The organism is Anaerococcus marasmi (assembly GCF_900290195.1).
Taxonomy (GTDB): Bacteria; Bacillota; Clostridia; order Tissierellales; family Peptoniphilaceae; genus Anaerococcus; species Anaerococcus marasmi.
Genome location: NZ_OLMF01000004.1, coordinates 1,556,149 through 1,569,700, shown reverse-complemented (window position 1 = coordinate 1,569,700; position 13,552 = coordinate 1,556,149). Strand labels below are relative to the sequence as shown.

General features: G+C 36.8%; 16 protein-coding genes and 1 riboswitch. Of the genes, 4 read left to right on the top strand and 12 right to left on the bottom strand.

Annotated elements, in window-relative coordinates:
• Positions 1-84: 84 nt before the first annotated feature.
• Positions 85-729 carry a GntR family transcriptional regulator gene (locus C7D97_RS08055; RefSeq protein ID WP_105301543.1) on the top strand — a complete coding sequence of 215 codons (645 nt, stop codon included), beginning with the start codon at positions 85-87 and terminating at the stop codon, positions 727-729.
• A 550-nt stretch (positions 730-1,279) separates the two neighbouring features.
• Here the strand turns inward: C7D97_RS08055 and C7D97_RS10710 are convergent.
• The 5 genes from C7D97_RS10710 to C7D97_RS08025 form a co-directional block, all read right to left on the bottom strand.
• Positions 1,280-1,480 (bottom strand): hypothetical protein, encoded by a 201-nt coding sequence (locus tag C7D97_RS10710; RefSeq protein ID WP_240308898.1) that lies wholly within the window; start codon positions 1,478-1,480, stop codon positions 1,280-1,282.
• 198 nt (positions 1,481-1,678) lie between these two features.
• Entirely contained in the window at positions 1,679-2,674 is a 996-nt protein-coding gene (gene pdxA, locus C7D97_RS08040) for a 4-hydroxythreonine-4-phosphate dehydrogenase PdxA (protein ID WP_105301542.1), read from the bottom strand.
• 54 nt (positions 2,675-2,728) lie between these two features.
• Positions 2,729-3,484, bottom strand: coding sequence for a DeoR/GlpR family DNA-binding transcription regulator (locus C7D97_RS08035; protein WP_105301541.1), 756 nt, complete (start codon positions 3,482-3,484; stop codon positions 2,729-2,731).
• A 171-nt stretch (positions 3,485-3,655) separates the two neighbouring features.
• Positions 3,656-4,864 carry a MalY/PatB family protein gene (locus C7D97_RS08030; protein WP_105301540.1) on the bottom strand — a complete coding sequence of 403 codons (1,209 nt, stop codon included), beginning with the start codon at positions 4,862-4,864 and terminating at the stop codon, positions 3,656-3,658.
• A gap of 95 nt (positions 4,865-4,959) precedes the next feature.
• Positions 4,960-5,865 carry an N-acetylglucosamine kinase gene (locus C7D97_RS08025; protein WP_105301539.1) on the bottom strand — a complete coding sequence of 302 codons (906 nt, stop codon included), beginning with the start codon at positions 5,863-5,865 and terminating at the stop codon, positions 4,960-4,962.
• 180 nt (positions 5,866-6,045) lie between these two features.
• Between C7D97_RS08025 and C7D97_RS08020 the strand changes: the two genes are divergently transcribed.
• Both C7D97_RS08020 and C7D97_RS08015 read left to right on the top strand, forming a co-directional pair.
• Positions 6,046-6,540 (top strand): dihydrofolate reductase, encoded by a 495-nt coding sequence (locus C7D97_RS08020; protein ID WP_105301538.1) that lies wholly within the window; start codon positions 6,046-6,048, stop codon positions 6,538-6,540.
• On the top strand, positions 6,527-6,772 hold the full coding sequence (locus C7D97_RS08015) for a hypothetical protein (protein WP_015778544.1): 246 nt from the start codon (positions 6,527-6,529) through the stop codon (positions 6,770-6,772). The genes C7D97_RS08020 and C7D97_RS08015 overlap by 14 nt, the downstream gene beginning before the upstream one ends.
• Before the next feature lie 147 nt (positions 6,773-6,919).
• Here the strand turns inward: C7D97_RS08015 and thiE are convergent, their stop codons facing one another.
• Genes thiE through thiS form a run of 7 tightly spaced genes read right to left on the bottom strand, consistent with a single transcriptional unit; the run spans position 6,920 to position 11,606 of the window.
• On the bottom strand, positions 6,920-7,537 hold the full coding sequence (gene thiE, locus C7D97_RS08010; RefSeq protein ID WP_105301537.1) for a thiamine phosphate synthase: 618 nt from the start codon (positions 7,535-7,537) through the stop codon (positions 6,920-6,922).
• Positions 7,534-8,355 (bottom strand): hydroxyethylthiazole kinase, encoded by an 822-nt coding sequence (gene thiM, locus C7D97_RS08005; RefSeq protein ID WP_105301536.1) that lies wholly within the window; start codon positions 8,353-8,355, stop codon positions 7,534-7,536. The genes thiE and thiM overlap by 4 nt, the downstream gene beginning before the upstream one ends.
• Positions 8,324-8,869, bottom strand: coding sequence for an energy coupling factor transporter S component ThiW (gene thiW, locus C7D97_RS08000; RefSeq protein ID WP_105301535.1), 546 nt, complete (start codon positions 8,867-8,869; stop codon positions 8,324-8,326). The genes thiM and thiW overlap by 32 nt, the downstream gene beginning before the upstream one ends.
• 7 nt (positions 8,870-8,876) lie before the next feature.
• Entirely contained in the window at positions 8,877-10,034 is a 1,158-nt protein-coding gene (gene thiH / locus C7D97_RS07995) for a 2-iminoacetate synthase ThiH (RefSeq protein ID WP_205408059.1), read from the bottom strand.
• A 1-nt stretch (position 10,035) separates the two neighbouring features.
• Positions 10,036-10,806 (bottom strand): thiazole synthase, encoded by a 771-nt coding sequence (locus C7D97_RS07990; protein ID WP_105301533.1) that lies wholly within the window; start codon positions 10,804-10,806, stop codon positions 10,036-10,038.
• Positions 10,796-11,407 (bottom strand): sulfur carrier protein ThiS adenylyltransferase ThiF, encoded by a 612-nt coding sequence (thiF, locus tag C7D97_RS07985; protein WP_105301532.1) that lies wholly within the window; start codon positions 11,405-11,407, stop codon positions 10,796-10,798. The genes C7D97_RS07990 and thiF overlap by 11 nt, the downstream gene beginning before the upstream one ends.
• A 1-nt stretch (position 11,408) precedes the next feature.
• Positions 11,409-11,606: a sulfur carrier protein ThiS gene (gene thiS / locus C7D97_RS07980; protein WP_105301531.1), complete on the bottom strand. Its 198-nt coding sequence runs from the start codon at positions 11,604-11,606 to the stop codon at positions 11,409-11,411.
• A gap of 369 nt (positions 11,607-11,975) precedes the next feature.
• Positions 11,976-12,075, bottom strand: a riboswitch (TPP riboswitch).
• A gap of 127 nt (positions 12,076-12,202) precedes the next feature.
• On the opposite strand from thiS, the gene C7D97_RS07975 reads away from it, so the two are divergent.
• Positions 12,203-13,447, top strand: coding sequence for a DUF6930 domain-containing protein (locus C7D97_RS07975; RefSeq protein ID WP_105301530.1), 1,245 nt, complete (start codon positions 12,203-12,205; stop codon positions 13,445-13,447).
• The last annotated feature ends 105 nt before the right edge of the window (positions 13,448-13,552 follow it).

Below are 13,552 nucleotides of genomic sequence, written 5' to 3'. Positions count from 1 at the left end.
ATCGTATACCGGTATACCGGTCAAGTTTTTTTATTATTTTTTTAAAGTATAATCTTAATAAATAAGAAAAGAATAGGAGTTTAAATGATTCCCCTTAATAAAATAGCTTATAATCATCTAAAAGAATTAATAAAAAAAAATAAATTATCTTATAATGAAACATACTCTGAGACTAAATTAGCTAGAGAGCTTGGCATTTCCAGAACACCTCTGCGTGATGCTGTCCACCGCCTTGCCCAGGAGGGTTATATTGATATTATCCCAAATAAAGGCTTTATGCTCCATCAAATCACAGAGAAAGATATAAACGAGACATTCGAACTTAGATCAGCACTTGAGATATATTGTACCTTACAAATTTGTAAGGAATTCAAAACTAAAAAAGCTCAAGATTTATTCAAAAGCTTACGTACTGATATGGAAGATATGTTCAAAATTCTAAATACTAGTAAATCAATTGAAGAATTCTGCGAATACGACTTTAAGTTTCATGTTAAAATGATTAATTATCTTGATAACGACCAATTTTCATCAATTTTCTCTTCCTTGATGTATAAGATGAGAACTCTAGCAATTCTTTCTCTTTCTCATGAAGGTAGGATGGAAGATACCTATAACGAACACCTAGAGATTCTAAATGCTATGGAAAAAGGTGATCTTGCCCACATTTATGAAATAACACTAATACATATGGAAGTACCGAAAGGTATAAATCTAAACGATTTATAATTTTTACTCATATAATAAAAAATCTAGGAAAATTTATTAAGGACATAGCTCGTGATCAAGTTATATCTTAAACACTATAAGCAAAAAGAAATAATTGTGTTATTAAATAGGTAATATATTACGCTCGCCGACTTTTGCCCTAAAGATCAGCCGCAGTGTAAAATTTCGTTAACCATCGAAATAACAGGAAGTCTCTATATTATTTTAATATACAATTAATGAAAACCCTAAGCAAAGGTGAAAATATAAAAGAATAATTTAGACAAAATTTAGCTTATGTGATCGATAAAGGGTTTAGAAGTATCTGAGGTACCTTTCGTAGGACTTATCGATGACATAATCCATCATATTTATCTCATTTTGTAAAACCAATATATCAATCTATCAAATGCAGATTCTACGAATTCTTTATCATTGTCGAAGTTAACTCTATTATAGAGAACTAAGTAATTTTCTCCCATATCATCAACTTGGATTAGGGCATTTCCTGTAAGACTCTTGCTTTTCCTAATAAATTCGGTATTTATCTTCTCATTTTACAAATATTACGCTAAAAACTTACCGTAAATACGACATTACCAACATGGTATACAAAATCATAATTTTTGGCTAGGGCTACTGATTGGTTAAGTCCCTTGCCTCCTGCTCTTTTTTCAATGAATTTTGCACTAATAGTCTCACCAGGTCTAACTATATGATCTACCGCAAAGAATCTATCAATATTGATAGATTCAAAATTAATTATTTTCATAAATCCTCCCCACGCTTTCTCCTTCAAAAAGTGTCGGAATAACCTCTATCCCAGTATTGGTTTGCCGCTTATTTATCAAATCATCAGCCAAATGTATATTTTTTTCTAATTATTATCAAAGTTTTCGGAGATTTATTAATCCAAAAGAAAAAGTCACAGGACAATCCTTTAAGAAATCCTGCGACTTCTACAAATAAATTAATCTTTAATAAATCCTGGCCCATATTTAGCGGCTAATCTTACTGCCTCGACCATGCTAACTTCTGATGCAATATTCTTACCAGCAACATCATAAGCTGTGCCATGATCTACTGAAGTTCTTAGAAATGGCATTGAGTTTGTCAGAGATATAGTTTTCATAAAGTTATAGGTTTTTGTAGCTATGTGGCCTTGATCGTGATATAAGGAAAGTACAGCAGCATACTTGCCAGCGAGGGCTTGGGCGAAAACCGAATCAGCGCCAATTGGTCCTACGACATCAAAGCCCCTCCTTTGGGCCTCTTCGATTGCAGGCGTAACTTCTTCTACTTCCTCATTTCCAAAAAGTCCATGTTCTCCAGAATGTGGATTGAGTCCTGCAACAGCCAAACTTCCGTGAAGACCAAGTCTTGCCATAGCTTCTGTACATCTTTCTATATAATCAAGGATTCTATCATATTTCACTTGGTCTATAGCATCTCTTAGCGAAAGATGTCTTGATAGAAAAAAGACCCTTAGCCCTTCAACTTCAAACATGGTTAAGGGATCATGGACTCCAGAAATACCCTCAAACATCTCCGTGTGCCCTATAAAAGGAACGTTCGCTGCCCTTAAGGACTCTTTGTTTATAGGCGAGGTCGCAACTGATTCTACCTTACCGGTCATGGCAAGTTCTCCGGCCTTTCTTATATACTGATAAGAAGCCTCTCCACATTTGGCATTTACCTTACCAAAATCATAATCATCCCTAATAATTCCTAAGTCTATTAAGTCGATTGTACCGTATTCATATTTTCCATCTTCTACATTTTCGATTATATTTATCTTTAAATCAAGTCCCGTAAGATCTAATGCCCTTTCAAGAACAAACCTATCTCCAACTAAGAGAAGATTTGCCTTATCGTATAATTCCTTTACATTAAATGTTTTAGCTACTATTTCAGGACCAATGCCCGCAGGATCTCCTAGTGTAATTGCTATCGTGCTTTTTTTCATATTACTCTCCTTTACTTTACTATGAACCTTTTAATTTGAATCTATAGTATCTTTTTAATAAATAAATTTCTCCCCTAATTTTTGAGAAAAATTCTTTACAAACTTTTCGTTTTTTCTATCACTTATGAAATAATCGAAATCTTTACATTTATTAAATGAATAAAGAGCTCTTTTCTCATACTTTGTGCAATCAGTCATTAAGATCGACTTAGAGGAATTCGAAATCATTTTGTTTTTGATTTTTCCTTTGTTTTCAGAAGTAGAATAGACATAGTCATCGTCAAAGGCATCCGCCCCAATAAAGGAAATATCTGCGTGGATATTAGATAAATTCTCAAAGCCTTCTAGGGAAGTGGAGCTTTTGCTAGCCTTATCTATGTATCCGCCAAGAATATAGACAGATAAGTTGGGAAAACTTGATAATCTATAAGCAATCTCCAAATCATAGGTTATGATATTGAGATTCTTAAATTTAGTAAGACTATCTAAGAGAGCTTGGATTGTAGTACCTGCATCTAGGAAAATATTTAGATCATCTTCTAAAAAGCTTGATGCCAAGTCTGCAATCTTCTGCTTTGCTTCTATATTTTTGCTCTTTTTATTTTCTAGCGAATCTGCTCTTACATGCTTATTTATTAAAACAGCTCCCCCATGAGTTCTTTTTAGAAAGTTTTCCTTTTCGAGATGATTCAAATCTTTTCTTATAGTTACTTCTGAAATATCAAGCTCTTTGGAAAGTATTGAAACACTAACTCTATCATTTTCTTTAAGTTTTGAGATGATATAGTCATACCTTTCTTCATTAAACATTTCGTTTGGTTCCGTATCCTTCCGTTTTCTTTTGTTTACATTATATGCTATAGTTTAAAATCTGCAATATTTTTATAGATTTCTATACACAAAAACAGAGTTAAGTCCTAAAGAAATAAAAATTATTTTAATTTAACTCTGTTTAAGCTTGTTCTAATTCAAATTTATAATCTACAAAACCGCATATTTCTTAAGCCTATCGAAGGCTTCTTTTACTTTAGCTAATGGGAGGGCGAGGTTCATTCTAATGGCGTATTTTCCATTGAAGGATCTGCCGTCTTGCCAGGCTACTCCGCAATCCCAACCTCTTTTTAGGATTTCTCCTATATCAACTCCCTTATCCTTGCAATACTCACTAAAATCAACAAAGAGCATGTAGGTTCCTTCTGGCTTGTTTACACTTACTCCCTTGAAGTTTTCTTCTATAAAATCACAAGCGTAGTTTACATTTTGAGTAAGAGTTTGATTTAATTCATCTGTCCATTCGCGACCTGTTTTAGAATAAGCTCCTATTAGACCGTGCATGGATAGGACGTTCATACTGTTGTAGTGGGAGAGGGAAGATTCCTTGTTTATCCTATTTCTCAGATACCCGTTGTAAATGATGTGGTAGGATCCTACAAGTCCTGCTAGGTTGAAGGTCTTACTTGGAGCGTATAGGGCGACTGTGTTTTCGTGGGCGTAGTCGCTTACGCTTTGGGTTGGGGTTTGCTTATTTCCGTCAAGGATTATATCGGACCAGATTTCGTCAGAGATTATCTTTACACCGTGTTTTTCGAATATGTCGCAGGCCTTTCTTAACTCTTCCTTGCTCCAAACCCTGCCTGTTGGGTTGTGAGGATTACACATGATTGTTGCAGATATTTTCTCCCTAACTATTAGCTCTTCCATATTCTCATAGTCCATGACCCATCTTCCATCTTTGTCCTTGATTAGGTCGGAGTGAATTATCTTATAGCCATTATTGGTAAGCGAATTGGTAAAGCCTATATAGGTTGGCGAATGGACTAGGACCTTGTCTCCTCTTGAGCAAAATACATTAAGAGCAGAAATTACTCCACCCAAGACTCCATTTTCGTATCCTATATGCTCTTTTCTTATATCGCCTAACCCCTTCCTGTCCCTATGCCAGTCAATTATAGCCTGATAATACTCATCCGTTGGGGCAAAATATCCAAAGGCTGGGTGCTTGGCCCTTTCTATTATGGCTTCTTGGATTGAGGGAGCTGTAGCAAAGTTCATATCAGCCACCCACATAGGAATTACATCAAATCCCTCCTTAGGCTTATCTGGACTCATCCCAGGCACAGTCCCAAGGCCGTCGACTGCTATAGCATCCATCCCATGTCTTTCAAGCATCTTGTCAAATTCAAATTTCATAAATCTCTCCTTGTATTTGCCCAAATCGTTATTTATATCATCTTACTTTTTATAAGATAAAACAAAAGACATCAATCGCTTGATGCCTGTTTCTATTATTTACTGTAAGCCTTAGCCAAAATCAAAGCTCCCTCGGAAGGGTCCGTGTAAGGTTTTTCTATTTTTATTTTGTTTTTAGACTTTTCTTCTATCCTCTTAATCAGCCTATCTCCTAGGTTGAAGACTCCGCCTGAATAGGATACCCTTACTTCTTCTTTGAAGTTTAGCCCCTTTATTATCGAGTCTATGACTGCTGCGGCTTCTTTAGATATTTCTTCTAGAAGTTTTTCGCAATATGTGTCTTTTTTATCTAAGGCTTCGGTAAATATTCTAGATAGGGAAGCTATCTCATCTCTTTTCATCTTCTCTGCCTTATCGATTATTTCCATATCTTCCTTAAGGTCTAGCTTTTCTCTTATGATATCATAGAGGATAGTCTTATCACTCCTTCCATCGCTCATTTTGGTAAAGTGGTTGAGTAGCTTTAGTCCTATATAATATCCGCTCGCCTCATCTCCCAAAAGTGGTCCCCAACCACCAGATCTCATGGAATTTCCCTCTTCATCTACACCGTAGCCTATCTGTCCAGTTCCTAAAACTAAGTTTATGCCAGGCTTTGCATTAAGACTTCCTGCCCAACCATTTACGCAGTCATTAGCCACCGTAAATCTATCTGAACCAATAGCCTCTCTTATTCCTTCATCGATGTAGGCTTCAGTATCAGGGTACTGGCCGTAACCTGGAGCTGCAACGAAGGTGTAGAGGATTTCTTCTGGATCTATACCAGCTTCCTTACACACATCTCCTACTCCTAGCTTCATTATTTCAAAGAATTGTTGTTTTGTAACTTGTTTTGGGTGAATGGTGATTTGCTTGGATTCAAAACGCTTTCCATCTACATCCAAGAGGAAGGCAGTCTTGGTTCCTCCACCATCTACTCCTAGATAAATTTCTCTTGCCATAATATCTCCTCGCTTTTTCTTCTTTTGCTTCAAATATATATGAAAAGTGAAAGTTTGTCAACACTTTCTTACAAAATCAAACATTTTCATCAGCTAATTTATAGGATTCGGCTAAAAACAAAGATAATGTTTACCTACAAATCTTTGTCTAAGATGATATAATGAGACTAAGGAGTTAATATGAAAATTATTTTGGCAGTCGATAAGAATTGGGGCATAGGCAAAGATGGAAAGATGCTTTTTCATATAAGAAGGGACCTTAAGCATTTTAAGTCCTATACTTTAGGAAATATCTGTATCATGGGCAGAAAAACCTATGAGTCCATGGGTGGCGCCCTTCCTCATAGGGAAAATATAGTCCTTTCTAGAAATAGGGATTATAAGGCAAAAGATGCGAGGGTATTTACAAACTACAGGGATGTCTTAGCCTATGTCAAGGAAAGATCTGAGGAAGTCTTTGTTATAGGCGGGGAGAAGATAGTAGAAATCTTCCTAGAATATTGCAATGAGGCCATTATAACCAAGATTAACGCTGAGAAAAAGGCCGATAGTTTCCTCCATAATTTTGACCAAGATGAGGACTGGTCCCTAAGCGAAGAATCTGATATTATGGAAGAAAATGGGGTATCTTTTAGATATGTGAGATATAGGAGGAATAATTATGGGAAAGATTGAAATTTTTGTAAGTGATAAGTGTCCGGATTGTACTTTAATAATGGCAGATTATGACAAAAATCCAGATAAGTACAAGGGAGTTAGCTTTTACAATATTACCGACTCTATGGCTAACCTTAAGAGATTTCTCTACTTTAGAGATAGACTCGAAGGATTTGGTGAAGTGAAAGAAGCAGCTAGAGTTGGAGTTCCTTGTAAGGTCATTGATGAAAAGGAAGTGGAATTTTTATAAAATCTATAGAAATTTAATAAAGAAAAATAATCGTCTCAATTATTAGCTAGATCAAAGTCTAATAATGGGACGATTTTTATTTTAAGTCTATCCTATAAATTCATTGATAAACTTAAGCTAAATACGGATCTCTAAAGGCTAATTGATCTAGCCTAAAATATCTTCCATTTTCTCCTTAAGCTTTTTTGTATCTTCGTAGACATTTGGGCTATCCATTATGGCCCTTACTACACATATGCCATCTGCCCCAGAAGATTTTAGGACGTCGATATTACTGGTATTGAGTCCTCCTATGGCGTAGACATCTATGCCTACCTTGTTTTTTATTTCTTTAAAAGTTTCTACACTGGTCCTTTTGGTCTTGACGTGGGTTTTGGTATCAAAGATTGCCCCTACTCCAAGATAGTCCGCTCCGTCCTTTTCCGCCTTTTGGGCCGCTTCGACAGACTTTGCAGTCGCTCCGATTAGGGCATCTTTTCCTAGAAGCTTTCTTGCTAGATCTACTGGCATGTCTTCTTGGCCTAGGTGGACTCCTACTCCCAGAGCCCAGGCCAGGTGGGCCTTATCGTCAATTAGCATAGGGACTTTGTGTTTATCACAAAGAGCCTTTACCTTTTTCCCTAGTTCTAAAATTTCCCTATCAGGTCTATCTTTTTCCCTAAGCTGGAGGATGTCTACTCCACCCCTTAGGGCCTCTTCTATCCTTCTTAGGAATTCTTCTTCGTCATATTTATCTGAATTTGTTACTAAGTAAAGTTTTGTCAAAATTCTACCTCTCTTATATCAGCTCTCCTGCTTATAACTTCATCTTCTATCGTAGAAACTTCATCCATGAGATTTACAAGAAATGTTCCTAGCCTATCGGTATTTGCCATCTCTGCAGAAACTTCAAGGAGGAGTAAGCCCATAAGGGATGCCTCTAGGGGATCTGTAACAGCCATAAAGCTTGAAATTATACCTGTAAGCATACAACCTGTAGCAGTGATTCTGGAAAGATTTTCTACTCCATTATTTACTACGAAATACCTATCCCTAGTTACTAAAAGATCGGATTTACCTGTAATTAGGATAGTCGACTTATATTTTTCATAGAGCCTTCTTCCTATTTGGGCGAGACTTTCTATATTTCCTTCTCTTATCTCATCATTCTTTCCTACATCTATGCCCAAAGCCTCGCTTTTTTCTCCAGCTAGGGCCTTAATCTCCGAGCTATTTCCCTTTATCAAATCGAAATGATATTTTCCCAAAAGGTCCTTGGCATAGGTCAGACGAAGGGTGGAAGCTCCAACTCCCACCGCATCTAGGGCTAGGGGAATGTTTCTCTTACTAGCACATTGGCTAGCCTTTCTCATAGCGACCATTCTCTCACTTGTTATATTACCCAAATTAAGACTTAAGGCCTTGGACATATTTACAATTTCCGAAACTTCATCAGGATGAGCTGCGCAAATAGCCTTAGCACCAGTTGCAAGAATCCCATTTGCCACCATGGTTATGGCTATGGGATTGGTTATGGCATGGATTAGGGGCGAAGTATCTTCTAACTTCTTCCTATTTAGCAAAATCTGATTTAGATTTTTCATAGACATTAACTCCTAATTTCTTTTGGATTGGATAGAGAGCCTTGGCTCTTTGTAGGGTCTTTAGGAAGATAAAAGCTACCGTTCCTCCTATAAGTGTAGCTATCAAAAAGCTTGGAAGGTAGAAGTACCAGGTGATATCTCCCTTGCCCCAAAGAAGGGCCATGACTGGGTAGGAGGCTATTGATCCGATAATTCCTGTTCCTATAATCTCTCCAATTACACAAGCAAGGATTGAGCCCTTGCTCTTTCTGTAAAGAAAGCCTGACAAGAAGGCTCCAAAGACTTGTCCTGTTATGGCAAGAGGAGGGATTCCCATAAGACTCATGCGGATAGCAGCTGTGATAATTCCGTTTAGTAAGCTATACCAAGGTCCTAGAAAGACTGAGCATACTATATTCACAAAGTGAGCTGTAGGGGCGAAGCCCTCAAACCTTAGGATTGGAGAGATAACAACTCCGATTGCTACAAACATGGACATAGTTACTAGTATTAGGATTTTTCTTTTGTTTTCCATACTTCTCCTATAAATTAATATAATCAGTAAAGACTGGTGTCATGCCAATTTTCTTGAGGTCTTCGAAAGCTTCTTCGGTAGAACGGCTATCGTCAATCTCAAACTGCTCATCTCCTTCATCAGCACTTTTCTTTGACCTGTGTCCTATAGAAGTATCTACTGAGGCAGAGATTTTAGTCGCAGCATATTTCACAGCCAAGTCCCTAAAGTCTTTCGACTCACGTGTTGAAAGGGTAATAGAGGCAAAAGGCAAAAATATTCTAATTGCAAGCATTATTTGGAAGAACTTCTTATCATCTACGATATTAAAGTCTAGAGTATCATCCGCCCCGTGGGTTGGCCTAATCCTTGGAAGAGAGATTGCAATTTCTGCCTTAGGATATTTCCTTTGAACTTCCTTGGCATGGATGGCAAGCTTAAAGGCATCTTCTATAGGATCAGAAAGTCCAAAGAGAGCCCCAAAGCCCACTCCCCTAAAGCCTGCCATAAGGGCGCGCTCTTGGGTATCGATTCTATAGTTAAAGCTTCGCTTATGCCCTGATGGATGATAGTAGTCGAAAGCTTTCTTGTTGTAGGATTCCTGAAAAACTGTAACGAAATCCGCTCCAGCCTCTCTTAATTTCTCATAAGAGGAAACATTGGCTGGATAGACTTCTATTCCTACCACCTTAAAATATTTGCTGGCAATCCTACAAGCATCTGCTATATAATCTACAGAAGAAAATCTCTCGCTTTCACCAGTGAGGATTAGAACATCTTCAATCCCAGTTTCTGCCAAAGCCTTCATCTCTTCCTCGATCTCTTCTAGGTTAAGCTTAGCTCTTTTGATATCGCTTTTTGCCCTAAAACCACAATATCTGCAAGAGTTCTCGCAATAGTTAGCTATATAGATCGGAGAAAATAAGCTGACATTATTACCAAAATATCTAATCCTAGCTTCTCTAGCAAGCTCTCCCATCTCTTCTAAATGATCTTCTGCCTTATCGCTTAGGAGATTGTAGAAGTCTCTTTCTGAAAGATTTTTCTTATTAAGACTAGCTAGAACGTCTGTCTCACTTACCTCGGTATCTTTTACTACATCGTAAGCTTTCTCGATTCTTTCTTTTATATCTGAGTCAATTATATCCATTTCTGGAAAATAATCATTTACGCTTTTAATATTCATATCAGTCAAAAAAGTCCCTTAGTGGTGATGATGGATCAGCACCCTTATCTAAAACTCTACCTGGTCTTGCAAGGTAGGCGCATCTTCCTGCTTCGATTCCAAGCTTGAAGGCTTTTGCCATCATAGTAATATCAGATGCGCTAGCAATTCCAGTATTGGCCATAATAGCATCAGCTCCCATCTCCATGGCTTCTGAAGCATGGCTTGGAACTCCAATTCCCGCATCGACAATTACAGGAAGATCAATCTCATCTATTATGATTTTGATAAAGTCCTTGGTAGCAAGGCCCCTATTTGATCCTATAGGACTTCCCAGAGGCATGATTGAGCTAGCTCCCGCATCCCTTAAGTCTCTTGCAAAGTTTAGGTCTGGGTACATATAAGGAAGAACTACGAAGCCTTCCCCCGCAAGGACCTTAGTTGCCTTTAGGGTTTCGGCATTATCTGGCAAGAGATATTTGCTATCTCTCATGATTTCAATTTTTACGAAATTACCGCATCCCATCTCTCTAGCAAGTCTTGCTATCCTAATTGCCTCATCTGCATTTCTTGCTCCAGATGTGTTAGGAATTATTGTAACTTCCTTTGGTATATAGTTTAAAATATTAGCAACATCCTTGGTATTAGCTCGCCTTAGAGCTACTGTAATCATCTCGGCTCCTGCAGATTCTACTGCAGCATCGATTAATTCTGGTGAGTATTTACCAGATCCTAAGATAAATCTGGACTCAAACTTCTTATCTCCCAAAACTAGATAATCTTTATTTTCCATTCGCTTCTCCTATTATAGTGTTAACAGCATAGAGGGCTTCAAGGCTTGCAATAACAGCAACACGCGGTAAATAGAGCCCGCTTTCAGGGCTTGTCTTAAAGTCACCTATCATAGTCACATTGTCAATCTGTTTGATTTTTATATCTTCTAGCCCAGCTAGTCCAGAAAGTCCCGATGCAATTATAAGTTTCTTGCCTTTTTTTCCTAAAAAATAATCAAAAACTAAAGACTTCATTTCTTTTTTATCAAATGCTTCAATGAAAATATCAGTCTTTTGACTAATTACATCTAGATTGTCCCAATTTATTTTTATATCATGCTCATAGATATTAACATAGGGAATGGCTTCTTTTATTTTTTTTTTAGTTTGCTCTACCTTAGACTTTCCTAGGTCATCAATACCGTAATTCTGTCTGTTTAGGTTTGAATACTCGACCTTATCGAAATCATAGATATGAATGTTTCCAACTCCACATCTACTTAACTCCATAGCTATATTAGAACCTAAGCCTCCGCAACCAAGAATTGAAACCGACGCTTTTTCCAATATTTTATTCACACTAGGCTCTTGTCTTTGTAAAATTTCTTCTCTTAAATTCATATCAACCCCCTCCTACAAAGGAAAAAACCTCTATATTTGATTCATCTTCAACTATAAAGTCTTCAAAGTCTACTTTCTTTACAAGCTTACTATTTACTTCGCAAGCAAGAAAATCTGGGTCATAATTATTCCTTAAAAGAAAATCTTTAAGATTTTCCCCTTCAAGAAAAGTCACTTCCTTATCGTTTAACTTAATCACAAAATCACCTCCTCAAAAAAAGGCACAGAAAGGACAACCATACCCGAGGTGGTATGCCCCTTTGTGCCAAAACACTCAAAAAATTCATATTTTTTATTATTTTATCATAAACTTCATCAATAGGATCCTATACTATACTAAATGTTTCTCTTCGAACCTCCGGGAGACAACCTCTCGGGGCTTTCCGCATGCCCCGTCCGGTTTTCTCCCGGGCCCTCTTTTCCCATCAACCCCGGGCGGCCTTGCGAGGGCGCAAATAAGGTAGAAACTCGCTTCGCGGTTTCTTCATAAAAGTTGTAGATTGCTTACGCAATCAGCTATATTTTAAGTATAAAAATAGACCCCTTCTAGGGGTCTTTAAACTTTTGCTTTATAATAACTTAGCTTTCTTACGCAGGTTTTAACCTAACAAGTTTAAAGGGTTAATGGATAATTCCATCTCTCAGCTATTGCACCCCTAGCTATTTACATTATAAGATAATTTTTTATATTTTTCAAATTTTTCTTTATGTAAGGTCTTTAACAAAGCGAATTTTATTGATATAATAAACTACAAAAGTAGGAATATTATAAGAGTTTAGAAAGAAGGATACGCTATGGAAAATTTGGACAAATATTATAAGCTCGCTTTCGCATACAAGAAGAAGAAATTATGGACAAGGATTGACGACAATAACATTTTCGCAATCAAACTAGATGATGGACAAATTGGCCTTGTAAGTATTTTAGGATCTTCTGGAGAATACAATTCTATAAACTTATATCCTGGTCTTGAAAGTATCTTATATTTTCAAGATATTTTCGAAATAGATGATATAGTCTCAGATTATGATAAGTTCCTATCAACTCTCGATTCTACTTATTATCAACTAGTGCTTGGAAATAGGATTGATATTACAAAAAAAGAGGCCGATGACATTAAAGCCTATAAGAAGAAAAATTCCTTAAATATAAGAGGGTCTTTGTCTATGCCTTATTTTAGAAAATCTACCCCCTTTGCTCCTATGGTTGAGTTTAATAAAAAGGAAGACTACCACTATATAGAACAGGCCCTAGAAGCAAGCCTAGCTCTAGCTGATATTTTAGAAGAAAAAAGCCCCAAAGATATCGGACTTGGAATAATGCCTCTGGAAGATAAGCTAATCTTATTGGAGAAGTTAAATGGCAAATATGTACTTAGTGATACCATTGACATAGATTGGAAAAATAATAGCTTCTATACTAGGGCAGATATGGTATATATGAGTACAGCGAAGAAATTAAAGAAACTGAGAAAGAAAACTGACGTGGAATGTAAGCTAATAGCCTTATCAAGTCCTGTATATGAAAAGGGCTCAGACCCCTATTATCCTCAACTTCTTTTAGCCTTGGAGAAGAGACGTGGGACTATTATCCCCGTTAAGCCCATTAAAAATTATAGGAAAAATCCAAACGCCGCAGTCAATAATTTCTTAGAAAGCATAATGAAAGAAGGACTTAAACCGGTAAAGATAAGTGTCAGCGATAAAAGAACATACTTTTTGTTAGAGGATACCTGTATGAGTCTAAAAATCGACTTGGTTCTTGATAAAGATTTGTACGAATTGGAAATGACCAGGCGTGAATTTGATGCTAAGTTTAGTGGAAATCCTTATAATGATTCCTCTATAGGAGATATGATGATTGAAATATTGGACCAACTAGATACTCTTAAAGATATAAAAAATATGGGAGAATCTATCCCTGATGAGATTATATATTTGATTGCAGATAGTGTCATATCCGGAGAGTTCGATAATGAATTTAAAAATTTAGTAATGACTAGGTTAGATGAGCTGAGTGATTATAAACTTTTTAACTAAAAAAGAGCCCTACTTGGACTCTCAGGCTGTAGACAAAATCAAGATAACCCTTATTTCGACCAGGTAAATAGCCATTGAATTGGCTATTTACCCCTCTTACTAGTG

Excerpts from the sequence above, each read along its gene's own strand:
- C7D97_RS07975 (WP_105301530.1), top strand. The coding sequence starts at position 12,203 with ATGGAAAATTTGGACAAATATTATAAGCTCGCTTTCGCATACAAGAAG.
- C7D97_RS08035 (WP_105301541.1), bottom strand. The coding sequence starts at position 3,484 with ATGTTTAATGAAGAAAGGTATGACTATATCATCTCAAAACTTAAAGAA.
- C7D97_RS08030 (WP_105301540.1), bottom strand. The coding sequence starts at position 4,864 with ATGAAATTTGAATTTGACAAGATGCTTGAAAGACATGGGATGGATGCT.
- thiW (WP_105301535.1), bottom strand. The coding sequence starts at position 8,869 with ATGGAAAACAAAAGAAAAATCCTAATACTAGTAACTATGTCCATGTTT.
- C7D97_RS08020 (WP_105301538.1), top strand. The coding sequence starts at position 6,046 with ATGAAAATTATTTTGGCAGTCGATAAGAATTGGGGCATAGGCAAAGAT.
- C7D97_RS08015 (WP_015778544.1), top strand. The coding sequence starts at position 6,527 with ATGGGAAAGATTGAAATTTTTGTAAGTGATAAGTGTCCGGATTGTACT.
- pdxA (WP_105301542.1), bottom strand. The coding sequence starts at position 2,674 with ATGAAAAAAAGCACGATAGCAATTACACTAGGAGATCCTGCGGGCATT.
- C7D97_RS07990 (WP_105301533.1), bottom strand. The coding sequence starts at position 10,806 with ATGGAAAATAAAGATTATCTAGTTTTGGGAGATAAGAAGTTTGAGTCC.
- thiF (WP_105301532.1), bottom strand. The coding sequence starts at position 11,407 with ATGAATTTAAGAGAAGAAATTTTACAAAGACAAGAGCCTAGTGTGAAT.
- thiH (WP_205408059.1), bottom strand. The coding sequence starts at position 10,034 with ATGAATATTAAAAGCGTAAATGATTATTTTCCAGAAATGGATATAATT.
- C7D97_RS08055 (WP_105301543.1), top strand. The coding sequence starts at position 85 with ATGATTCCCCTTAATAAAATAGCTTATAATCATCTAAAAGAATTAATA.
- C7D97_RS08025 (WP_105301539.1), bottom strand. The coding sequence starts at position 5,865 with ATGGCAAGAGAAATTTATCTAGGAGTAGATGGTGGAGGAACCAAGACT.
- thiM (WP_105301536.1), bottom strand. The coding sequence starts at position 8,355 with ATGAAAAATCTAAATCAGATTTTGCTAAATAGGAAGAAGTTAGAAGAT.
- C7D97_RS10710 (WP_240308898.1), bottom strand. The coding sequence starts at position 1,480 with ATGAAAATAATTAATTTTGAATCTATCAATATTGATAGATTCTTTGCG.